This is a genomic window from Methylophilus luteus (assembly GCF_042676265.1).
Lineage (GTDB): Bacteria > Pseudomonadota > Gammaproteobacteria > Burkholderiales > Methylophilaceae > Methylophilus > Methylophilus luteus.
Genome location: NZ_JBHTKB010000001.1, coordinates 1,166,389 through 1,188,727 on the forward strand (window position 1 = coordinate 1,166,389; position 22,339 = coordinate 1,188,727).

Sequence of the window (22,339 nt, forward strand, 5' to 3'; positions counted from 1 at the left end):
TGGTTTATGTAATGAGTTTTTTAAGCAAAGCCGATCATGATAGTTACTGGTGCAACCTGAGCCTGAAATGGGTTTACACCGATTTGTTTCGCAGTATTTACGGGCAAACCAGGAATTTTCATCTGGCGAACGATGTATTGCACGACGCAATTGTGAAGTTTGCGGTGAAAAACAGCCTGCGGCAGATTGATGAGCCGCAGGCTTATATGCGTGGCATCGTTAAAAATACCATTGTCGATTATTACCGCGACGCGGCACATTATGTCGATATGGAATTGTCAGGCGCCAACCAAGATTTACTGGATGCCGAGCATGAACTCAGCTACCAGCACTCACCCGAGAAAATAGCAGATTTAAAACAGCGCATGCTGGCGCTGCAAAATATCATCGACTGCCTGCCGCCCAAATGCCGCCAGGTGTTCTGGATGCACCGCATAGAAGGCAAGCTGCAGACGGACGTTGCTACTGAACTCAACATCAGCCTGAATATGGTTGAGCGACACATGATACGCGCGCTGGTGGATATTTCACTGGCTAAAGATTTCCTGCTAAACGACAAATGACCCGGCAACGACACCTGATCCTGGAGCAAGCTTCCAAATGGTTTATGCGCCTGAAGGACGCAGCGCCGGATCACGTCGATAGAAGTAAATTTGAAGCCTGGTTGATGGAGTCTGAAGCGCATAGACAGGCGTATCAAACCATTGCAGAAACCTGGGGCGATTTTGATTCATCGGCGCAGATCCGCCATATTTCGCAAGCGATGAGCATGCGCAAACTGGATGAAGATATCCGCAAGCGTCAAAAAAAAGCCACCTTTGCCAAGCTGGGGGCCATCGCCATCATAGGCCTAGCCAGCCTGTTTGGTTTTAACCAGTGGCAGCAATGGCGTGCCCAGCCGCTGGAAACCATCGCCCAGACCAGCACGCCCGGCCATATGGTCAGCCGCTATTTGCCAGATGGCAGCAAACTCACACTCGATGCGCACAGCGACACCAAAGTGCTGTATTACCGCGATAAACGATATGTGCAACTGCTGCACGGCCAGGCGGTGTTTGAAGTGTTGAAAGACGCCGACCGGCCATTTATCGTAGAAAGCGACCACGCAAGAATCACCGTGAAAGGCACGCGCTTTGTGGTGAATATGATCAATCACAAAACAGTGGTGGCCGTCGACCATGGCAAAGTGCTGGTCGAGACCCTGCAGGCTGGCCAGACCAACAGCGTGCTACTCACCGATGGCCAGGTCGCGGAAGTCAAAGCGCAAGCCAGCCCGGTGAAAGTGCAAAAACCGGCCAAAGACTATTTTTCTTTCCTGCAAGGCAAGATGATTTTTGATGGCGCGCCGTTGAATGAAGTGACTGAAACCCTGTCACGCTACCGCGAGCCGCCGTTAGTCAATCACTCACATGCGCATGCAGAAATCTCGGCTGTGGTCGATGTGAAAACGCTGAACAAGTTTATCAAGACCCTGCCAGCGGTGGCACCGGTCAAACTGCAGGAGTCAGACACTGAAACCGCCGTGCTTGATCGCTAGCGCAACGTAAGAACACGACTTTCTGCCTGCCTCACAAAAATTTACCTTTCCCACATCAGGGAGTTGCCGCCCTCCTCGTCATTAGTCTGTTAAGGGGACTTTTTGAGGTGGGTAGCAACATGTTTAAAACAAAAAAAATCAATCGTATCGGTAAACAATCGGCATTACTGTTTTGCGCGATGTATCACATAGGCATTGCAGAAGCTGATCCTTTAAAAACCGATATCCCCGCCAATATCAATATCCAATCGCAACCACTGGGCAACGCTTTAAAACAATTTGCCACCCAAACCGGCAAAAATATCATTTTTGATAAAACACTGGTCAATGGCAAAACCGCCCCGCCAGTGAAAGGCAACTACGGCGAGATGGATGCCTTGAAACGTGTGCTGGAAGACTCTGGCCTTGAAGCAGTGCAAGAAGATGGCACCATCGTGATTCGCACAGCGCGACCTGTCGTGCAAAAGAAAGCAGAGAGCCTGGAACTGGATAAGGTTGAAGTGCGTGCCAAACGTTTCTACGAGATCGGCCCACTACCCGGCTTGGGTTTAACTAAAGAGCAGATTCCTGGCAATGTACAAAGCATTTCCGCCAAAGAGATCAAAGAAGCACACTCGCTAAGCATCACCGATTTAATGAACCGTAAATTGCAATCCGTCACGGTCAATGATTACCAGGGCAACCCATTCCAGATGGATGTGCAATATCGTGGTTTTACTGCGGGTCCACAGATAGGCACGCCACAAGGCTTAAGCGTTTTTCTCGATGGTATTCGAGTGAATGAACCGTTTGGCGACGTGGTGAACTGGGACATGATTCCCATGAATGCGCTAGCAGGTGTGGATGTTTTTCCAGGTTCCAACCCGATATTTGGCCTCAATACTTTGGGTGGCGCATTCTCTATGAAAACCAAAGATGGTTTTAATAATGCAGGTGTGGATGCCGATATTTTGACGGGCTCATTCGGACGCAAGCAGTTTCAGGTAGAAGGCGGTTGGAACAACGGCACCGTAGGTTTATTTGGTGCAGGGAATTTCTTTTTAGAAGACGGCTGGCGTAAAAACTCTCCTAGCAAGGTTAACCAGTTTTTTGGTAAAGCGAGTTATCGGGGAGATAAACTTGACCTGAATTTTAGCGCTTTAATGGTGGGCACTGACTTGGTTGGTAATGGCACAATCCCGAGTGAAATGTACAACCAAGACCGAAACGCTTCATTTACCTCAGAAGATGAGACAAAAAATCGATTACAACAATTTCAGCTATCAGGTGCATTTCAAGTAAATGACACTTTTAGTGTGACCGGACAGGTTTACAGGAGGAATAGTAAACGCCATCAGAAAGGTGCTGATGTATTTATCGACTATGACGAGTTGCGTGCGGCAAAATCAAGACCGGCCGCAACAGACGGTTATACCTGCATGTTCAAAACGACAGCTAATCCGACGGATGGGAGTAATCCAAATGTATATGGCATCCCCGACTATTTAGTCATTTCGATTAATCGCTCTGCCGGAGAGCTCCTTGAAACGCACCCAATTTTCAATGATTGGAATAACAATAATGGTCAAGTGGATTTATCCAATAGTCCTACTGGTTATGGTCAATATAAGAATTTAGCTGTATTACCAGAAAAGTTTGTGAACGGGTTCAAAGGGAATTTTGAAGCAAGAAAAAATTTTGCAGAAAAGTTTTATTATGACCGTGGTAGTACAGACGATTTCATACCAGAAGATCAGTTTGACTTTGATGGAGATGGCATCGCCACAGAAGTTGCTTATGGCATAGGAGGAACCACTTTCGGTGGACCAAGTTCTGGATTTGGTGGACTTAGTTTTTTTCCAAACCAAAACATCCTACTTGGATTCTTTGATTCTTATTATCCGGAGGTAAAAAGTAACGGAGATATCTATCAGAATTTTGTGATTTTCTTGGCACCGACAAACAACTCCACTTGTCGAAACGATATCAACGTCTCATCTGATTTTCCCGGTCCTTATAATATTATTAACCCAGATACAGGGTTTCCAGTATTGATTGATGGCTTTGTTTTTAACGAGCCTGGATATGCAGATGGAACGCCGACTGCCGTAATTACTGATAACAAAATTGACCAATTGATAGATGGAGCTTCATTACAATTAAACTGGAATTTTGATAAACACAAATTGATGGTTGGGGCCTCAATTGATGCTGCTAGTGCGGCATATTCAAACACACAGCAATTGGGTTTTCTGACTGCAGACAGAAAAGCCTATTTGGATCCTGCGCAGGCAAACCCGCAATTTGGAGGAGCTATTGACCCGCTATCAAACAACGATTTCAGTGGAACAAACACGACCAAGAGTGTTTACTTCAGTGAAACTTGGACACCAGTGCCGACATGGAATTTCAATATTTCAGCACGCTACAACGAAACTAAAACACAGAATAAGATTGCCACCCGTTATGGTTTTGCCGCTTTTTCTGTTGGTGATATTCGATATCAACCAGATGATTTTGAACTCTGCCAAACAGATGCAGAGTGTGCAATTCCAAGAAACTACAGGCCTGCCACCATCAATAGAAAAGTGCTTGACCCTGCAGAAACAGAGAAGTTTAGCTATTACTCACTAAACCCCTCTATCGGCGCAACATGGCAAGCAAAAGAAAATCTAAATATATATGCAAATGTAGCCCAAGGCACACGTACCCCAAGTGTGATTGAATTAGGGTGCGCTCTCGATAAAAAACCATCCGGTGTATTTTACAGTGACGGGGAAGGGGGAGTTTATGAAGTTCCAAAAAGCGTATTGGAAAATCGAGACTGTTCACTACCGACAACCTTATCTGGCGACCCATACCTGCCGCAGATAAAGGCCACCACTTATGATATTGGGATGCGGGGTACTTTTGGCAACAGCATGCAGTGGAATTTAGGTGCATTCCAAACTGACTTAAAGGATGACATTTATTTTATTGCTGCAGGTGATGGTAGGGGCTTTTTTGACACCATTGGTAAGACCCGCCGTCGAGGGATAGAAGCAGGGTTATCAGGAAAAAAAGATAGGCTTGGTTTTAGCCTCAATTACAGCCTCACAGATGCAACATTCGAAGATGATTTTCTGATGATTAGTGATGACAATAGCAGCGGACAAGCTATTCCTATTCTAGGTAACAGCATTATTCAAGTTAAACCTGGTAGCCGTATGCCTGGCGTTGCATTACATAACTTAAACGCTAGTATGAATTTTGAGTTAACACCAAAATGGACAGTGGGCCTTAACACGGTAATGCACTCTGAAAGTTTTTTAAGAGGAAATGAAAATAATGAACACCAAAAGGGAATAAGTCGAGAAGTGCTTACCGCATTTGGAAGTGCCTTTAGACAACCTACATCAAATCCTGGAAATATTCCCGGCTATGCTGTGTTCAATCTGCAAACATCTTATAAGTTGAGCAAAGAATGGACTGCAACGATGTTGATAAATAATCTTTTCGATAAAGAGTATTTTAGTGCTGGTCGATTGGGTCGAAACCCATTCTCGCCCTCAATCAATGGCGCAATTGGTGTGAGCGGCTATAACCACAACTCCGGCGACTGGCAAAGCACAAACTTTGTAGCGCCAGGTGCACCGAGAGGCATTTGGTTTAGCCTGAACTGGCATTTTGTCCCTGACTAATAATAGCTGTTCGAGCAAAAGCCTGAACAAGGCTTTTGCTGATTAGCACAACAATCACTAGCTTTTCGGAATAAGCACAGCACTCACTGTATGAATCACGCCATTGTCAGCATTGAGTTCATTGCCAGTCACTTTCACGTTATTCACTTTTACCCCCTCGGTGACTGAGAGCTGTAGATCAGCGCCTTCTAAGGACTTTATTTTTCCGGCGCTGACATCGGCCTGGGTGATTTTGCCGGGGTAGATATGGTAAGAAAGCACTTTTTTGAGTTGATCGCTATTCGCCATCAAGGCGTTTAGCTTGGCTTTGGGCAGTTTGGCAAAAGCGGCATCATCTGGCGCAAATACGGTCATCGGGCCATCGCCATTCAAGGTGTTATCCAGGCCAGCGATTTTGACTGCTTTTAAAAAGGTTTTAAAGCTGCCATCCTGTTGTGCGGTTTGCAACAAGGTATCGGCATAGGCAATGCTGGAAAAGCTGAAGGCTAAAAGTGTAAGTGCGAGTATTTTTTTCATGATGGCTTTCCTGATAATGATTAAGCACGGATGCCGGTCTTGCGACCCGGTCACCCATGTGCTCACACTATCCCTCTCGCCTTACGTTTAACTTACCGCCCTGCCCTTAAAACTTACAGGCAACTTACCGACCTTAAATTGTGCCGAATGCCGGTGATTAAGTGCAGCGCTATTTTTCAGTTAGCAGCTGCTCTTGATCCACCGGTTTGACTTCCACCGGTTTGACTTCCACCGGTTTGACTTCCACCGGTTTGACTTCCAGCAGTTTGACTTCCACCAGTTCGGCAACACTCACGTCTTTGCATTTGTTCATTTTGGCTGTGGCACAGCTGAACTCCTGGCCGTGGAACAACTCCCTGGCTTTTTCATAGTAAATTCTGGCCGCCTCTTTATGGCCCATGCCCTCAGCGGCCAACCCTAAATGGTAATAAGACAGATCGGATTTGTGATTCACCTTGATCAGCGTTTGCATCAATCTGCGCCAATCCTCTTTTTGTAGATATTCGTTGATGGTTGAATTGCTCATCATGTTGCTCAGCCCGCAATTAAGGCAGGTCAGCTCCAGCGTGCCTTGTTTAAATGCGGCGTACTCGGCGGAATAGAATATGCGTGGTTTGATCACTGCAGTGGGTGGGACCAAGCTATTGCTAGCTCCCTCACTGCTCACCACCCTGACATTGCTAGAGTTGGCTAAGGGGTCGGTGCCCATTTTTACAAAATTGTAACTGGCCTGGCTCTCTGCCGTGTAGCTAGCTTTGCTTTGGGCATAGATTTGCTGCATGGGGTCTTGCAGCGCTTTGAATGCATCTATGCGGTTAGGTGGTGAGGGATGGGTGCTCCAGAAATCACCGCGTGATTGCTGGCCGGTGGCGTTCATCATCTTCTCCCAGATGCTGATGGCTGCGGCCGGGTCATAACCGGCTTGTGCGGCGATCTCAACGCCCATTTTGTCTGCTTCGGTTTCGGCAGTGCGGCTGTTGGGCAGTGTGATAAATGCTGCTGTCCCCACCACCGCCACATCTTGCAACACTCTCTGCGTTTGCTGGTTGTAACGGCCATTGTTGCTATCCGCAGCGGCGGCGACCACAGCTACGGTGCCGACTATGATCTGGCCCAGAATCTGATTCGACATCTTCTCTGCACCATGGTTAGCCAGGGCATGCGAGATCTCATGCCCCATGACCTGCGCCAGTTCGTCGTCGCTAGGCTGTATTTTCTCGAGCAAGCCGGTATTGACGCCCATCTTGCCGCCAGGCATGCAGAATGCATTGGGCGTGTCATCTTCTATCACGTTGACTTGCCAGTTCCAGTCTGCGGTTTCCGGCCTGTATTCTATGGCCCGGTGGACAAGACGGTTGGTGATGGTGCGCACGCGCTCGTTCACTGCCGGGTCTTTTGAGATCTTGCCTTTTTTCTCGTAGCCATCGACCAGTGACAGATACATGCTGTCACTTTGCTGTATCACCGATTTTTCAGAAACAAACGCCAGCTGCTTTCTGCCTGTCATGGCATTCGTGGCACACCCCGTCACCAACATCAGCAAGACGCTGATCACAACCAGTCTGTAGAACCTCATGATTGATCCTATCTCGTTATTATTTAAATTTTTTATGCTTATAACCGTAGCATAAGTCGATTTTAATTCGGAGTAAATGGCTATCAGCTGGGTCGCATTCTGGCATGCCTTTTACTGGCGATCTGGCCTTCAAACCAGTGCCATGTGACTGAAAAAGGTGGCTGAAATTAGTGTGGTGCCTATTTGCAAGGGATGCAGTAAAATACCCGATTCATTTAGTCAGGCATTTCTGCAGGAATCCCAAGCATGGCCATCAGCGAACTATTGATTCAAAGCACTTTAAAACTCTGCATAGACCCGAACACTGGCAAGGATTTTATCAGCACCAAATCCATCAAGAACGTACAGATCAGCGGCAACGATGTCAGCCTGGACGTGGTGCTGGGCTATCCGGCGCAAACACAGCTGGATGTGCTACGCCAGCAAGTGGTAGATGCCTTGCGCGGTATAGATGGCATAGGCAACATCAGCGTCAACATCGGCAGCCGAATTGTCGCCCATAGCGCGCAACGCGGCGTCAACCTGTTGCCTAATGTAAAGAATGTGATCGCGGTGGCTTCTGGCAAAGGGGGCGTAGGTAAATCCACCACTTCCGTCAACCTGGCGCTGGCGCTGGCGGCGGAAGGCGCTACGGTGGGCTTGCTGGATGCCGATATTTACGGCCCCAGCCAGCCGCAGATGCTGGGTATTTCCGGCCGCCCGGACAGTGCCGATGGCAAGAGCATAGAACCTATGCGTGCGCATGGCATACAGGCCATGAGTATAGGCTTTCTGGTGGATACCGATACGCCTATGGTGTGGCGCGGCCCTATGGTGACGGGCGCACTGGAGCAACTATTACGCGACACGCGCTGGCAAGACCTGGATTACTTAGTGATAGACCTGCCGCCAGGCACCGGTGATATCCAATTAACGCTGGCGCAGAAGATCCCGGTCACCGGGGCTATCATCGTCACCACTCCGCAAGACATCGCCCTGCTCGATGCGCGCAAAGGCCTCAAGATGTTTGAGAAAGTCGGTATCCCTATCCTCGGTATAGTCGAAAACATGAGTACGCATATCTGCTCCAATTGCGGCCACGAAGAGCATATCTTTGGTGCCGGTGGCGGCGCATTGATGGCAAGTGATTACAACGTCGATCTCCTGGGCAGCCTGCCGCTGGATATCAATATCCGCATGCAGGCTGATAGTGGCCAGCCTACCGTGGTGGCAGCGCCAGACAGTGCGGTGGCGGCCAGCTATAAACAGATAGCGCGCAAAGCCGCCAGCAAGATCGCCATCGCCAGTCTGGACCATAGCGCGAAATTCCCTAATATAGTGATCCAGAAAACCTAGCCAGAAAATTTAGAAAGACACACCCATGACCAAGCGTGAGCATCATCTTGCAGAACAGCTGATAGGCACGCAGTACGAGGCCATGGATGAAGGTACAAAAAGAGTGGCGCGACAGCTGACCGAGCGCCGCCACATTTCGCGCCAGCCTGGGCAAAAGGCTGGCGGGCAGTCCACCCTGGGGCAGCGTGCCGCAGATGCGATGGCGCGTTTTGGCGGGTCGTGGACCTTTATTTTTATTTTCCTTCTGATCCTGGTCAGCTGGGTGGTGCTCAACTCAGTGATTCTGTTGCGCCACGGCAGTGCGTTCGACCCCTACCCTTATATCCTGCTCAATCTGTTTTTATCCATGCTGGCTTCTATCCAGGCGCCTATCATATTGATGTCACAGAATCGCGAAGCCGAGATAGACCGCGGCCAGGCCGAGCATGACTACGAAGTCAACCTGAAAGCAGAATTAGAGATATTGCTGCTGCATGAAAAAATGGATGGCCTGCGTAACCAGCAATGGCAGGAGTTGATTGAACTGCAACAGCAGCAGATCACCCTGCTGGAAAAATTGCTGCTGGATAAAACCAAAGCCAGTTAAATCCAGAGCCAGTTAAATCCAGAGCCAGTTAAACACTAGACACATAACTGATATAAAAAAAAGCGCCAGGGATGCTGGCGCTTTTCTGTTTGCTGCTCACGGCGAGCTGCTTATTTCAATTCCACACCAAAATTATACACATCGATCCCATTCGGTGACTGGATCAGAGTCGCTGGAATAGCGACGCCGTTACGCCAGTTGTCGACGGCTTCCTGCTTGCCGGCACCTGTCACCAGAAACATGACTTCATGTGTGTTATTCAGGCGGTCCTGGCTGATGGTGATGCGGTCAGCCGGTGGCTTGGGTGAGTTGAACACCGGCACCGCATCTGCCGTATTGTTAACGACCTGGCCGGGGAACAGGCTGGCGGTGTGGCCATCTTCACCCAGGCCGAGGATGACCAGATCAAAGGTACGCACGCCTTTTAATGTCTCAGCATAGGCCTTGGCACCTTCAACATTGCCTAATTCGGCAGGAATATCATGGATCTGGCTGGGCGGGATAGCCACATGGCTCAACCAGGCATCACGCGCCATTTTGCTGTTTCTTTCGGCATGGTCTGCTGGCAGGCAACGGTCATCGTTGTGATACACATGCCATTTGGACCAGTCAGCATCGGCTTTAGCCAGCAACTGGTAAACCGCTTTCGGTGTGCTGCCACCCGCCAGAACGATCAGGAAATCACCATATTTGGCGATGGCTTCATCAGCTGCTTTTAAAATGCGCTGCAGAGCCGCCTGGTTGATCTCATCTTGTGATTGAAAAGTGTGCCAACGTGTTTGAGAATTCAAAGACATAAAAAACCTGTAAGAAAACGATACAAAACAACTTTAAGACATTCACAAAAACACTTTGTGACATTTTTGTTAAATAACAAAATGCAGCCTTTCAGTCGCTGGCTGCATTTGTTATAATTATAACCGACTCGACATGATAATTCTGCAAAATTATCAAATAACCCGCTCGGGTTCATGCCATCCAAAAGATGGGTGTTTCAATAACTGTCCTTACACCATAGGAAAATCCTGATGAAATTAGCAATGATTGGCTTGGGCAAAATGGGCGGCAATATGGCTGCACGTTTGCTTCGTCACAAAATCAACGTGGTTGGTTTTGACTTTAATACCGAATTCGTGAACAAATTAGTAAAAGACGAAGGCCTGGAAGCAGCAACCTCAGTTGCTGATGCAGTGAGCAAACTGGAAGGCCAAAAAATCGTCTGGTTGATGTTACCAGCTGGTGAAATCACTGAAAACCAAATCAAAGACCTGATCCCACTGCTGAACAAAGGCGATATTATCGTTGATGGCGGTAACTCTAACTACAAACACAGCCAACGTCGTGGTGCTTTACTGGCTGAACATGGTATCGGCTTTATCGACTGTGGCACTTCCGGTGGTATCTGGGGCCTGGAAAACGGCTATTGCCTGATGTACGGCGGCGACAAACAGTTCGCAGACGTATTGGCACCTTATGCACAAGCATTGACACACGCTGACCGCGGTTGGGCGCACGTAGGCCCAGTTGGTTCAGGCCACTTCACCAAAATGATACATAACGGTATCGAATACGGCATGATGCAAGCATTTGCTGAAGGCCTGGACCTGATCAAGGGTAAAGAAGATTTCCATCTTGACCTGGCTCAGATCACTGAACTGTGGCGTCATGGTTCCGTGGTACGTAGCTGGTTGCTGGACCTGACAGCTGAAGCGCTGAAAGACGACCAGAAACTGGAAGCGATCGCACCATACGTGGCTGACTCCGGTGAAGGCCGCTGGACAGTGGTTGAAGCAGTTGAACAAGGCGTGGCAGCGCCAGTGCTGACAGTAGCACTGCAAGCCCGCTTCCGCAGCCAGGACTCAAAAGGTTACAGCTACAAACTGCTTTCGCTGATGCGTAATGCATTCGGCGGTCACGCAGTAAAAACCAAGTAATAAAACAAGCCTCTCTCGCTGAGAGGCTTTTTTGCTTATTGCTACTGTTTTTTAAAAATATGGGAAAGGCTTGCCCTTTCCCGTTTACATTTTTATCTTAAGGTTAGAAATGACGAATAAAATTGATCCTTGCACACTGGTACTGTTTGGCGCTAGTGGCAACCTGGCCCGCGTTAAACTGTATCCTGGTTTGTTCAGACTGGACTCACTGGGCCGCTTGCCGGCAGACCTGAAAATCGTAGGCGTAGGCCGTCAGGTAGTTGACCTGGAAGCCTGGCGTGCAGACATCAAAAGCATGCTGGATGCGAAATTTAAAAAAGGTTACGACCAGGCCGTGTTTGAGCGTTTTATTGCGCGTAACTTTTACCATGCCAACCCGCCAACTGACCCAGATGCATTCAGCAAGCTGAAAGCGACCCTGAGTGACGAAAAAGTATTCCCGCAGAACCTGGCTTATTTCCTTTCTGTGCGCCCGGTGGACTTCGCCCCGGTGGTGGAATCACTGGCTAACGTAGGCCTGACGCAAGAAGACAAATACTGGCGCCGTGTGGTGATTGAAAAACCATTTGGTACTGACCTGCCATCGGCCAAAGAATTGCAGGCTGCCATCACCAAACACCTCAAAGAAAGCCAGATCTACCGTATCGACCATTACCTGGGTAAATCGGCTTTGCAGAATATCCTGCTGCAACGCTTTACTAACACCGTGCTGGAACCAATCTGGAACAACCAGTACGTAGACCATGTGCAGATCACTAACACCGAAATGCTGGGTGTAGGCGACCGTACCCAGTTCTACGACAGCACCGGTGCATTGCGTGACATGTTGCAAAGCCACATTCTGCAGACCCTGGCACTGACAGCGATGGAACTGCCCAAGGACTTGTCTCCAGAAGGTGTGCGCGACGCCAAGATCGCATTGCTGGAGCAGATCCGCCCTATCCCGGTGGATGACCTGGAAAAACACGCCTTCCGTGCGCAATATAGCGCTGGCGAGATCAATGGCGAAAAAGTGCCTGGTTACCTGGAAGAGCTGGGCAACAACGATAGCGTGGTTGAAACTTATGCCGCACTGAAGCTGTTTATCGACAACCCGCGCTGGAAAGGTGTGCCGTTCTATATCCGCACAGCTAAACGCCTGCACGAAGCCGACACCCGCATTGCGATCCGCTTCAAAAAAGCACCGCTGCAGATCAATGACCAGGACCAGAACTGGCTCATCATCGGCATACAGCCACGCGAATGCATCAAACTTGAGATCCAGTCCAAGATCCCTGGCCTGGATATCCAGACACGCACCATACAGCTGGATGCCGCCAACCGCTTGGATAACGACGACAGCGTAGATGCGTACGAGGCACTGTTGCTCAACCTGATGCAAGGTGACAACTCCAACTACCTGCATATTTCAGAAGCCGAAGCGCAATGGCGCCTGGTTGATCCAGTCGTGAAAGCCTGGGCTGAAGACAAGCGTCCGGTATATCAATACCCGGCCGGCAGCCGCGACCCTGAAGCGTCTAAAGTGATCTTTGAAGGTGAAGATCAGTTCTGGCGCTACAGCATTGAATTGGGCGGCGACAAATAAAGACCAGCGGTTGCAAAACCGCTGTCTTAAATAATCGCCAAAAATTCATAAAATAATTGCAAAACTGACAACATTTGTTGTTATTATTTGCACTCACTAAAAGCGGGGTTTAAACTCCGCTTTTTTCTCTTTATTGCAAGCCTGTATACAACGAGCTGGCACGCAAGGAATGGATAAGGCAATGAGCATTAAGTCGGACAAATGGATACGCAGGATGGCTGAACAACACGGCATGATCGAGCCGTTTTCGCCGACACTGATACGTGAACAGAATGGCGAAAAAATCGTCTCCTACGGCACATCATCGTATGGTTACGATATCCGCTGTGCTGACGAATTCCGCGTGTTCACCAACATCAACAGCACCATCGTCGACCCTAAACAGTTCGACCCGCAATCATTTGTCGAAGTCTCAGGCAAAGGCTACTGCGTGATCCCGCCCAACTCCTTTGCATTGGCCCGCACGGTAGAATATTTCCGCATCCCGCGCTCGGTGCTGACGGTTTGCCTGGGCAAATCCACTTATGCGCGTTGCGGCATCATCGTTAATGTCACACCATTTGAACCAGAGTGGGAAGGCTATGTCACACTGGAGTTCAGCAACACCACACCGCTGCCGGCCAAGATTTACGCCGGTGAAGGTTGCGCGCAAGTGCTGTTCTTTGAGTCGGATGAGATCTGCGAGACCAGCTACAAAGACCGCGGTGGCAAATATCAGGGCCAGGTCGGTGTGACTTTGCCAAAAATCTGATTGTCGCCGTCATTCTGGCGCTGGCCAGAATCCAGGCCAGCTGAAAACTGCGAAGAAATTAATATGTAACCTTGTGGTTATATCATGACTAATCAGCCGTGAAAAAGCACTCAAATTTTGGAAGCGCATTGCAAAACTGCGCATTATTGAACAGATGAATCCAGATTGGCTGGACTTGTATCGTGAAATTACTGGTCTGGATTCTGGCCTACGCCAGAATGACAGCCATTACAAAGGTTGACTATGAAATTCCGTTTCCCTGTCGTCATTATTGACGAAGACTTCCGCTCCGAAAACTCTTCAGGTCTGGGCATCCGTGTGCTGGCTAAAGCCATTGAAGAAGAAGGGACTGAAGTCCTGGGGGTTACCAGTTATGGCGACCTGACTTCGTTTGCACAACAGCAAAGCCGTGCTTCTGCGTTTATTCTATCTATCGATGATGAAGAAATCGTCGAGGAAAAACCGGAAGCCATAGAGCAGCTGCGTAATTTCGTGCAGGAGATCCGCTACCGCAATGAAGAGATCCCTATCTTCCTGCACGGTGAGACACGTACCAGCCGCCATATCCCTAACGATGTGCTGCGCGAACTGCACGGCTTTATTCATATGAATGAAGATACACCGGAATTCGTGGCGCGCCTGATCATACGCGAGGCAAAGGCTTATCTGGACAGCCTGCCACCGCCGTTCTTCAAGGCATTGACTCATTACGCGGCCGATGGCTCCTACTCCTGGCACTGCCCGGGCCACTCCGGTGGCGTGGCTTTTCTCAAATCACCGGTGGGCCAGATGTTCCACCAGTTTTTTGGCGAGAACATGCTGCGTGCCGACGTCTGTAACGCGGTAGATGAATTAGGCCAGTTACTGGACCACACCGGCCCGGTCGCTGCTTCAGAACGCAATGCTGCGCGCATCTACAACTGCGACCACTTGTACTTTGTTACTAACGGCACCTCGACTTCCAACAAGATCGTCTGGAACTCCACCGTGGCGCCTGGCGACATCGTGGTGGTAGACCGCAACTGCCATAAATCTGTGCTGCACTCCATCATCATGACCGGTGCGATTCCCGTGTTCCTGATGCCTACGCGCAACCATTTCGGCATTATCGGCCCTATCCCGAAAAGCGAATTCGCCTGGGAAAACATCCAGAAAAAAATCGCGCGCAACCCATTTGCCAGTGACAAGAACGCCAAACCACGCGTGCTGACCATTACCCAATCCACCTATGACGGCGTGTTGTACAACGTTGAAGAGATCAAGGAAATGTTGGATGGCAAGATAGACACCCTGCACTTTGACGAAGCCTGGTTGCCGCATGCGACTTTCCATGACTTTTATGGTGATTACCACGCCATAGGCGCCGACCGTCCGCGCTGTAAAGAGTCTATGGTGTTCTCTACCCAATCCACCCACAAACTGCTGGCTGGCCTGAGCCAGGCTTCGCAGATCCTGGTGCAGGACGCACAGGATAACCACCTGGACCGGGACCTGTTTAACGAAGCCTACCTGATGCACACCTCCACCAGCCCGCAATATTCCATTATTGCCAGCTGCGACGTGGCTGCCGCCATGATGGAAGCACCGGGCGGCACTGCCCTGGTCGAAGAATCCCTCAAAGAAGCGCTGGATTTCCGCCGCGCCATGCGCAAGGTAGACGAAGAATGGGGCACCGACTGGTGGTTCAAAGTCTGGGGGCCTACAGATCTGTCTGAAGATGGCCTGGAAGAGCGCGACGCCTGGATGCTGAAAGCCAACGAACGCTGGCACGGTTTCGGCAACCTGGCCGAAGGCTTTAACATGCTGGACCCGATCAAAGCCACCATCATCACCCCAGGTCTGGATGTGGACGGTGATTTCTCTGAAGAATTCGGCATTCCCGCCGCCATCGTCACCAAATACCTGGCCGAGCACGGCGTGATCGTAGAAAAAACCGGCCTCTACTCGTTCTTTATCATGTTCACCATAGGCATCACCAAAGGCCGCTGGAACACCATGGTAGCCGCCTTGCAGCAGTTTAAAGACGACTACGACAAGAACCAGCCACTGTGGAAAGTCTTGCCCGAATTTGTGCAAAAACACCCGCGTTATGAACGCATAGGTCTGAAAGATCTGTCTACCCAGATCCATGAAGTCTACAAAGCCAATGACGTCGCGCGCCTGACTACCGAAATGTATCTGTCAGACATGGTGCCGGCCATGAAACCGACCGATGCTTTCTCAAAAATGGCGCACCGCAAGATAGAACGAGTGGCGATCGATGATCTGGAAGAGCGCGTCACCGCCGTATTGCTGACGCCCTACCCGCCTGGCATTCCATTGCTGATCCCTGGTGAGCGCTTTAACAAGGTGATTGTGAATTACCTGAAATTCGCGCGTGAGTTTAATGAGAAGTTTCCGGGTTTTGAGACCGATAACCATGGTTTGGTCAAACAACTGGTGAATGGCAAAGCCGAGTATTTTGTTGATTGCGTCAAGCAGGACGATTAGGGCCTCATTGAAAGTAGCGGGATAGATAGTCAAGGCCTGATGACTTTTGTTCCGCTGGCTTTTGCCGAATGGGGCGGCAAAACCTTTGCTGACGCACTTGCTGTGACGTTCTAATCGGTATTTCTTGGATAGTTCTGCGCTCTGTTTCAGCTTTTTCTTTCGCCTCTAGGCGAGTTACTTTTCTTTGCTTGCCCAAAGAAAATGTAACCAAAAGAAATGCACCCTAGCATCCGCTTGTTTCCTGCGTTGCTCACCTCAGGACTTTCGTCCGTTGCTTTGCCGGACTTAGGCATAAGCGGTCACGAAACTCGCCCTGACAAGCCACACACCCCGTGGCTTGTTGCGGAGCTCAGACAGTCGCTCCCTTCCTCCTTATTTTGACTCCGCTACTCGGCGCGTCAGATAGGGGCCCGGAAAAACACATGCCCTTAGTGAAGCTGGGTTTTTTCACATTCATTCCCGCGCAACCATTGCCATAGAATCGGTATTTGTTTGGATAGTTTGCGCTCTTTTTCAGCGTTTTATTTCGCCTCTAGGCGAGTTACTTTTCTTTGCTTGCACAAAGAAAATGTAACCAAAAGAAATGCACCCTAGCTTCCGCTTGTTCCCTGCGTTGCTCGTCAACGTGGGCGTCCAACGAAACTCGCCCTAGCGGCTTGCACAAACCGCAAGCCACCGCGGAACTCGAACAGACGCTGGCCGACACCTCCCACGCTGACTGCGCTACTCGGCGCGTCAGATAGGGGCCCAAAGTCAACACCACCACGATGAGACTTCAGTTAACTGCCATTGCTTGAGGTCGCTTACCAGTTGTGGAAAAAACAACCCGCCAACTCTCTTCCCTGCTTTGTTTTTGTTTTAGTTTTTGCTTTGGTTTTTATTTCGCTGGTCAAGCGGGATGCCATATAAAGAGTCACACCGTTCTAACCGCGTAGTGCCTTTCCGGGTCCCCTATCTGACGCGCCGAGTAGCGGAGTCAAAATAAGGAAGAAGGGAGCGACTGTCTGAGTTCCGCGGTGGCCTGCGTCTTGTGCAGGCCGCTAGGGCGAGTTTCGCGACCGCTTATTTTGACGAGCAACGCAGGAAACAAGCGGATGCTAGGGTGCCCTTTCTTTTGGTGCCTTTTCTTTGGGCACGCAAAGAAAAGACACTCGCCGAGGGGCGAAAAAGAACGTTCCAATCATCTAAAGAAATACCTAATTACAACTTCCAGCAATCTATCTCTCGTTCTGCGCGAATCCGCCAGTATGAACAAGCAAAGAAAAGTAAGTCGCCGAGTGGCAAAATGAAATGGTGAAATAAAGCTCAGAACTATCCAAAGAAATACCGATAGCGCTTCACAGCAAAAGCATCATTCTAACCAAGCAATTCATAAACCCAGCCTTGTTGCTTGTTACAGGTAAGCCCTGCACTCATTCAAACTGCAAATAATCTATAAACCAATCAGTCTTTAAGCTTACGCCGCTGATAAACCATATCACTATACTGCAACCCTTTTTCCGAAACGTGCGCCTGTTCCGACACCAACTCCCACTCGCTCATTTCCAGCGGCGGGAAAAACGCATCTCCCTCCACTTGGGCAAACACCCGTGTCAGGTATAAACGCGTCACATGCGGCAAACCTTGCAGATACAACTCGGCACCACCGATCAAAAATGGCTCTTCATCGCCTGCACACGCCGCCAGTGCCTCGGGGATGGAATGCACTACCTTAGCCCCCTCGACCTGGTAAGTCTGGTCACGCGTGACCACTACCGTGGTACGCCCGGGCAATAAGCGCCCCAGTGACTCATAGGTTTTACGGCCCATGATGATATGGTGGCCCATGGTGAGCTGCTTGAAACGTTTCAGATCTTCCGGCAGGTGCCAGGGTAGCTGGTTGTTGTGGCCGATGACTCGGTTATCGGCATGGGCGACGATCAGTGAGAGTGCTTGCATGATATTTCTAGCTTAAAAAGCGGAGAGCCGTTTGAGGTCTTTGATAATGGCTTCGCTATGCCCGTCAGGGTTCACGTTGCTGTAGATCTCGGCGATAGTACCTTGCGGGTCAATGACAAAGGTAGTGCGCTTGGCGACCTGGAATACCACCAGGTTGAATAAGGCGCCATAGGCATCGGCGACCTGACCATCGGTATCGGCAAGTAGCGGGAACGGCAGGCGATGCTTGTGGGCAAAGCCTGCGTGGCTGGCGACGGTATCTACGCTGACGCCTATGACTTCGGCACCCAGGGCATGGATCTGCTGGATATCGTCGCGAAAATGGCAGGCTTCCTTGGTGCAGCCTGGCGTATCATCTTTGGGGTAAAAATACAGCACTACCCATTGGCCATGCCAGTCGGCCAGTCTGCGCTTTTCGCCCTGCGCGTCCTGCAGGGTAAAGTCAGGGGCTTTCATGCCGACGCTGACCCGCGCAGACGGTTGTTGATATTGGCGATAGCCCCACACCGCTAGCCACAGTATCAAGCCATACATGATCAGTTTGACGAACATTGCTACTTTTCCTTTCTAAACAGGTCTACACGACAGATGGGTCGTTGACGCATCAGGCTGCTTATTGTACCTTAATCCGCCATTGCCCTTTTTAAGGCCCACCAAAAACGCGTGTAGTATTGCAGTTACCCCCCATGAATAATGAAGCCATCGCAAAACTGCTGAAACTGATTGCCGCTGACCCGCAAAGGTGGGAGGCGTACCAGAAGCTGGCAGGCCTGATGCTGCAGAATGACGAGTTTCATGCGGCCGAGCAGTATCTGATGCAGGCCATCAGCTTGCAGCCCAAGGCGCTGCAGTTACGCTTGCAACTGGCTAATCTGCAGATGCGCACCCAGCAGTTCGCGGCGGCACATGACACTTACAAACAGGCGATCAGGCTGGATGCCAGGCAGTCACAGAGCTACTACCTGGATGCGCGCGCACTGAAAAACATGGGCCGTACGCAAGAGGCGATCTTGCGTTTGCGCACGGTGACCAAGCTGGACCCGCAGCATATCCAGGCCTTTACCGAATGTGTAGACCTGATGCTGCAGGCACAACAGTTTGAGCAGGCGGTGGCTGTGCTCAAGCAGGCGGTGACCGCCCACCCTGAACATGCGCACTTTCACTATAGGCTGGGGGTGTTGCAGCAGCAATTGCATGCCACGGCAGAGGCACTGGCCTGCATGGATGCTGCCATCCGGATACAGCCGGATTTTGCCGAAGCCCATCACCAGCGCGCATTGATATTGCAACTGCAAGGCCAGGCGGCACCAGCCTTGCGCGCGTTTCATCATGCCATTGCCTATCAACCCAATTTACCGGTGCCCTACAATAATCGCGGCGTGGTGTTATGCCAGCTGGGCAAATATGCCGACGCCATTACCGACTTTCGGCAGGCTTTGCGGCTGAACCCGGGCTATGCCTCGGCCTATTGCAACCTGGGGCTGGCCTTGTATGAAAATGGCGATAGCGAAGAGGCCTATCCATGCCTGGAAACAGCCTTGAAACTTGCCCCTGCCCATGCACAGGCGCGCTATGTCTTGAGCATGCTAAAACTGGCCCGGGGCGAATATGAAGAGGGCTGGCCCATGTATGAAGCCCGCTGGCAGGTGCTCACCAGCACCGCTTTACCGGACCGGCAATTGCGATGGCCTGGCAACAGCTCGCTGGTGGGCAAAACCATACTCATCCTGGCAGAACAGACGCTGAGCGATACCCTGCAGTTTTGCCGCTACATTACCATGGTCAAGAGCTTTAAGCCCAACCAGATGATAGTGGCCGTGCCGGATGCGCTGTATACCCTGTTTAATGAGTTATGGGGCCACGATGTCGAGATACAGGTCATCCGGCAGGACGGCCGTGCATTGCCGCACTTTGATTACTACTGCCCCATGCTGAGCTTGCCGGCGGCATTCAATACGCTGACAGCAACCATTCCGGCTGCCTTGCCTTACTTGCAGATCGCCGAACGGCACCAGCAGCCCTGGCAGCAACTGCTGGGCCCGGCCAGAAGACTGCGTATAGGGGTGAACTGGTGTGGAGATGCACAGAATAAATATGACAGGCAGCGCAGCATCCCGCTGCACCTGATGGCGCCTTTATTAAAGATGGAAGTCGAGTGGCACAGCTTGCAGAAAGAGTTCAGGCGTGAAGACCACATCATGCTCAAGCGCTTTCCCATGCTGGAATGCCATCACCCGTTGCTGTCTGACTTTAGCGATACTGCCGGGCTGATCATGCAAATGGATCTGATTATTTCGGTGGATACCGCAGTCGCGCATCTGGCTGCCGCGCTCGGCAAACAGGTGTGGTTGTTATTGCCGGCGCAAGCGCATTTCCGCTGGTTGCAACAGCCTGAAACCTGCGCCTGGTACCCTGGCATGCGGCTGTTCCGGCAAGCGCCAGACAGCAACTGGGAAACCCTGATCGACCAGGTACACCAGGCGATCACCGATGTGCTGAGCCAAGGCTATCGCAGCGAATAAAGTTATCGCAGCGAATAAAGTTTATTCGGCGTGCGGCACGCCGACGATGTGCATGACGCGTGGCACATCCACATGCAGCAACTGGGCGATGTCCTTGTAATCATCTGGCAAGGCGGCATTGTCCCAGCCTTCGGCAGAATGCCTGGCCAGGTTAACGGCTAACTGCACATTGCGCACGCGTGGCAGATCTGCACGCTGTTCATCCATCAGATCAGTCAGCAATGAAGGCAGATTAAAGGTGTGCACCAGTTCGGCCTGCAGGTCCAGTATCCTGAAACCCAGCACTTCCTGCTGTACGGTGCGGCTGCGCAAGGTGGCATCGGCATGCTGGCGCTTATGGATCTCTATCATGGCTTCGGGGTTAAAACACCACATCAGCATTTCGGCAAAGTCGTATAAAGAAGCCGCCACGCGTAACTCTTCAGCATGCAGATCCATCAGGTGTGAAGCAAATTCTGCCGCGAAATAACCGGCACGGTGAGCACGTACCACCAGTTTGATCAGATTGACCAGCGCAGCCACATGCTGGCTCAACAGGTCTTCCACATGCGGCACGGTAGGGATCTGCGCAAAAAAAGTACTGGTACCCATCATGATGATGGCCTGCTCCACCTGCACCAGGTCTTGCAACTGGTGACGGCTGCGATGGTTATTGGCAAAGGTCAGCACTTTAAAAGTCATCAGCGGGTCGTTAATGACCACGCGCGTGATATCGCGCGCGCCGGTTTCCTCTTCATGCTCGTGCAATTCGGCCAGCTCGCGCGCAGTTTGCCGCAACACCGGGATATCGGCATTTTCAAGGAATTTTACCCAACTGGAAATGTTCCGATTGGCCCTGGCCTCGCTAAGTGTCACCATCTAAACGCTCCTGCTTGAACTTTATACGCCCGAGTATAAAACAATGCTGTTTTGCGGCATGTGCCGAAAAGTCACTGAATTCAGCGCCAGTTTCTATCATGACTTCAGTCTGCCAGAGCCATAAAACGCTTGCTCAAGGCCATAAAAGGCTTGTTTCTTTAGCCATTAGACCCAATCTGCTATGTTAGAATGCAACTTTAGTGACTGATTTCAGGGTCAGGCGTATTTGCCGTGACTCTATTGTGACCAAACTATGGCGATTATTCTGCATACCCCCGAAGATATTGAAAAAATGCGCGTGGCCGGACGCCTGGCATCAGAGGTTCTGGATTACATCACGCCATTCGTCGTCGCCGGTGTCACGACCAACAAACTCGACCAGCTCTGCCATGACTACATCGTCAATGTGCAGCAGGCGATCCCGGCGCCGCTGAATTATGCGCCGGATGGCCACACGCCTTATCCAAAGTCTATTTGCACCTCTATCAACCAGCAGATCTGCCACGGTGTACCCAGTGAAAAAGAGCTGAAAAATGGTGATATCGTCAACCTGGATATCACTGTGATCAAGGATGGCTACCATGGCGATACTTCGCGCATGTTTATGGTGGGCACGCCCTCGCCGCAAGCCAAACGCTTGTGCGAACTCACCTACCAGGCCATGTGGCGCGGTATAGAAAAAGTCAAACCAGGCAACACCCTGGGCGATATCGGCTACGCCATCCAGTCATTTGCTGAAAAAAATGGCTACAGCGTGGTGCGCGAATTTTGTGGCCATGGCATAGGCAAGAAATTCCATTGTGAACCGCAGGTGCTGCATTACGGCAAACCTGGCACTGGTGTCACCCTCAAACCGGGCATGATCTTTACCATAGAGCCTATGATCAATGCCGGCCGTCGCGATATCAAGTTCATGTCGGATGGCTGGACCGTGGTGACCAAAGACCGCAGTCTTTCTGCACAATGGGAGCACACCATAGTCGTGACTGAAGATGGCTTTGAGATCATGACAGTATCTGACGGCACTCCTCCGCGGCCAACCCTGTAAAACC

Annotated in this window: 17 protein-coding genes; 11 read left to right on the forward strand and 6 right to left on the reverse strand. The window is 50.6% G+C overall.

Annotated elements, in window-relative coordinates:
- The first annotated feature begins 11 nt into the window (after window positions 1-11).
- The 3 genes from ACFQ1Z_RS05280 to ACFQ1Z_RS05290 all read left to right on the forward strand — a co-directional run bounded on the left by ACFQ1Z_RS05280 (window position 12) and on the right by ACFQ1Z_RS05290 (window position 5,196).
- Entirely contained in the window at window positions 12-563 is a 552-nt protein-coding gene (locus ACFQ1Z_RS05280) for an RNA polymerase sigma factor (RefSeq protein WP_379056164.1), read from the forward strand.
- On the forward strand, window positions 560-1,537 hold the full coding sequence (locus tag ACFQ1Z_RS05285) for a FecR family protein (RefSeq protein WP_379056166.1): 978 nt from the start codon (window positions 560-562) through the stop codon (window positions 1,535-1,537). Before ACFQ1Z_RS05280 ends, ACFQ1Z_RS05285 begins: the two co-directional genes overlap by 4 nt.
- Before the next feature lie 119 nt (window positions 1,538-1,656).
- Window positions 1,657-5,196: a TonB-dependent receptor domain-containing protein gene (locus tag ACFQ1Z_RS05290; RefSeq protein ID WP_379056168.1), complete on the forward strand. Its 3,540-nt coding sequence runs from the start codon at window positions 1,657-1,659 to the stop codon at window positions 5,194-5,196.
- A 57-nt stretch (window positions 5,197-5,253) separates the two neighbouring features.
- On the opposite strand, the gene ACFQ1Z_RS05295 is transcribed toward ACFQ1Z_RS05290, so the two are convergent.
- Both ACFQ1Z_RS05295 and ACFQ1Z_RS05300 read right to left on the reverse strand, forming a co-directional pair.
- Window positions 5,254-5,712: a fasciclin domain-containing protein gene (locus tag ACFQ1Z_RS05295; protein WP_379056169.1), complete on the reverse strand. Its 459-nt coding sequence runs from the start codon at window positions 5,710-5,712 to the stop codon at window positions 5,254-5,256.
- A 169-nt stretch (window positions 5,713-5,881) separates the two neighbouring features.
- Complete coding sequence (locus ACFQ1Z_RS05300) at window positions 5,882-7,288, reverse strand: M48 family metalloprotease (protein ID WP_379056170.1); 1,407 nt, start codon at window positions 7,286-7,288, stop codon at window positions 5,882-5,884.
- Between the two features lie 246 nt (window positions 7,289-7,534).
- Here ACFQ1Z_RS05300 and apbC point away from each other — a divergent pair, with 246 nt between their 5' ends.
- Window positions 7,535-8,623, forward strand: coding sequence for an iron-sulfur cluster carrier protein ApbC (gene apbC / locus ACFQ1Z_RS05305; protein WP_379056172.1), 1,089 nt, complete (start codon window positions 7,535-7,537; stop codon window positions 8,621-8,623).
- A gap of 25 nt (window positions 8,624-8,648) precedes the next feature.
- Complete coding sequence (locus ACFQ1Z_RS05310) at window positions 8,649-9,209, forward strand: DUF1003 domain-containing protein (RefSeq protein ID WP_379056174.1); 561 nt, start codon at window positions 8,649-8,651, stop codon at window positions 9,207-9,209.
- A 110-nt stretch (window positions 9,210-9,319) separates the two neighbouring features.
- Here ACFQ1Z_RS05310 and pgl read toward each other — a convergent pair whose 3' ends face one another.
- A complete protein-coding gene (gene pgl / locus ACFQ1Z_RS05315; RefSeq protein ID WP_379056175.1) occupies window positions 9,320-10,006 on the reverse strand; it encodes a 6-phosphogluconolactonase in 687 nt (228 codons plus the stop codon).
- 231 nt (window positions 10,007-10,237) lie between these two features.
- Here pgl and gnd point away from each other — a divergent pair, with 231 nt between their 5' ends.
- The 4 genes from gnd to ACFQ1Z_RS05335 all read left to right on the forward strand — a co-directional run bounded on the left by gnd (window position 10,238) and on the right by ACFQ1Z_RS05335 (window position 15,969).
- The gene (gene gnd, locus ACFQ1Z_RS05320; RefSeq protein ID WP_379056177.1) at window positions 10,238-11,143 is read left to right on the forward strand and encodes a phosphogluconate dehydrogenase (NAD(+)-dependent, decarboxylating); all 906 of its coding nucleotides are present in this window, start codon (window positions 10,238-10,240) and stop codon (window positions 11,141-11,143) included.
- A 109-nt stretch (window positions 11,144-11,252) separates the two neighbouring features.
- Window positions 11,253-12,728, forward strand: a complete 1,476-nt coding sequence (gene zwf, locus ACFQ1Z_RS05325) for a glucose-6-phosphate dehydrogenase (protein ID WP_379056178.1) — start codon at window positions 11,253-11,255, stop codon at window positions 12,726-12,728.
- Window positions 12,729-12,909: 181 nt separating this feature from the next.
- A complete protein-coding gene (gene dcd / locus ACFQ1Z_RS05330) occupies window positions 12,910-13,479 on the forward strand; it encodes a dCTP deaminase (RefSeq protein ID WP_379056179.1) in 570 nt (189 codons plus the stop codon).
- Window positions 13,480-13,722: 243 nt separating this feature from the next.
- A complete protein-coding gene (locus tag ACFQ1Z_RS05335; RefSeq protein WP_379029030.1) occupies window positions 13,723-15,969 on the forward strand; it encodes an Orn/Lys/Arg family decarboxylase in 2,247 nt (748 codons plus the stop codon).
- A 1,443-nt stretch (window positions 15,970-17,412) separates the two neighbouring features.
- On the opposite strand, the gene ACFQ1Z_RS05340 is transcribed toward ACFQ1Z_RS05335, so the two are convergent.
- Window positions 17,413-17,907 (reverse strand): dihydrofolate reductase, encoded by a 495-nt coding sequence (locus ACFQ1Z_RS05340; RefSeq protein WP_379056180.1) that lies wholly within the window; start codon window positions 17,905-17,907, stop codon window positions 17,413-17,415.
- A 12-nt stretch (window positions 17,908-17,919) separates the two neighbouring features.
- A complete protein-coding gene (locus tag ACFQ1Z_RS05345) occupies window positions 17,920-18,459 on the reverse strand; it encodes a peroxiredoxin (RefSeq protein WP_379056181.1) in 540 nt (179 codons plus the stop codon).
- A gap of 134 nt (window positions 18,460-18,593) precedes the next feature.
- Between ACFQ1Z_RS05345 and ACFQ1Z_RS05350 the strand changes: the two genes are divergently transcribed.
- The gene (locus tag ACFQ1Z_RS05350; RefSeq protein WP_379056183.1) at window positions 18,594-20,429 is read left to right on the forward strand and encodes a tetratricopeptide repeat protein; all 1,836 of its coding nucleotides are present in this window, start codon (window positions 18,594-18,596) and stop codon (window positions 20,427-20,429) included.
- Window positions 20,430-20,450: 21 nt separating this feature from the next.
- On the opposite strand, the gene ACFQ1Z_RS05355 is transcribed toward ACFQ1Z_RS05350, so the two are convergent.
- Window positions 20,451-21,287, reverse strand: a complete 837-nt coding sequence (locus tag ACFQ1Z_RS05355; RefSeq protein WP_379056185.1) for an HDOD domain-containing protein — start codon at window positions 21,285-21,287, stop codon at window positions 20,451-20,453.
- A 253-nt stretch (window positions 21,288-21,540) separates the two neighbouring features.
- Here ACFQ1Z_RS05355 and map point away from each other — a divergent pair, with 253 nt between their 5' ends.
- Window positions 21,541-22,335 carry a type I methionyl aminopeptidase gene (gene map, locus ACFQ1Z_RS05360; RefSeq protein WP_379056187.1) on the forward strand — a complete coding sequence of 265 codons (795 nt, stop codon included), beginning with the start codon at window positions 21,541-21,543 and terminating at the stop codon, window positions 22,333-22,335.
- Window positions 22,336-22,339: the final 4 nt, after the last annotated feature.

Coding starts and splice junctions, on each gene's coding strand:
- ACFQ1Z_RS05280 (WP_379056164.1), top strand. CDS start 12: ATGAGTTTTTTAAGCAAAGCCGATCATGATAGTTACTGGTGCAACCTG.
- ACFQ1Z_RS05285 (WP_379056166.1), top strand. CDS start 560: ATGACCCGGCAACGACACCTGATCCTGGAGCAAGCTTCCAAATGGTTT.
- ACFQ1Z_RS05290 (WP_379056168.1), top strand. CDS start 1,657: ATGTTTAAAACAAAAAAAATCAATCGTATCGGTAAACAATCGGCATTA.
- ACFQ1Z_RS05295 (WP_379056169.1), bottom strand. CDS start 5,712: ATGAAAAAAATACTCGCACTTACACTTTTAGCCTTCAGCTTTTCCAGC.
- ACFQ1Z_RS05300 (WP_379056170.1), bottom strand. CDS start 7,288: ATGAGGTTCTACAGACTGGTTGTGATCAGCGTCTTGCTGATGTTGGTG.
- apbC (WP_379056172.1), top strand. CDS start 7,535: ATGGCCATCAGCGAACTATTGATTCAAAGCACTTTAAAACTCTGCATA.
- ACFQ1Z_RS05310 (WP_379056174.1), top strand. CDS start 8,649: ATGACCAAGCGTGAGCATCATCTTGCAGAACAGCTGATAGGCACGCAG.
- pgl (WP_379056175.1), bottom strand. CDS start 10,006: ATGTCTTTGAATTCTCAAACACGTTGGCACACTTTTCAATCACAAGAT.
- gnd (WP_379056177.1), top strand. CDS start 10,238: ATGAAATTAGCAATGATTGGCTTGGGCAAAATGGGCGGCAATATGGCT.
- zwf (WP_379056178.1), top strand. CDS start 11,253: ATGACGAATAAAATTGATCCTTGCACACTGGTACTGTTTGGCGCTAGT.
- dcd (WP_379056179.1), top strand. CDS start 12,910: ATGAGCATTAAGTCGGACAAATGGATACGCAGGATGGCTGAACAACAC.
- ACFQ1Z_RS05335 (WP_379029030.1), top strand. CDS start 13,723: ATGAAATTCCGTTTCCCTGTCGTCATTATTGACGAAGACTTCCGCTCC.
- ACFQ1Z_RS05340 (WP_379056180.1), bottom strand. CDS start 17,907: ATGCAAGCACTCTCACTGATCGTCGCCCATGCCGATAACCGAGTCATC.
- ACFQ1Z_RS05345 (WP_379056181.1), bottom strand. CDS start 18,459: ATGTTCGTCAAACTGATCATGTATGGCTTGATACTGTGGCTAGCGGTG.
- ACFQ1Z_RS05350 (WP_379056183.1), top strand. CDS start 18,594: ATGAATAATGAAGCCATCGCAAAACTGCTGAAACTGATTGCCGCTGAC.
- ACFQ1Z_RS05355 (WP_379056185.1), bottom strand. CDS start 21,287: ATGGTGACACTTAGCGAGGCCAGGGCCAATCGGAACATTTCCAGTTGG.
- map (WP_379056187.1), top strand. CDS start 21,541: ATGGCGATTATTCTGCATACCCCCGAAGATATTGAAAAAATGCGCGTG.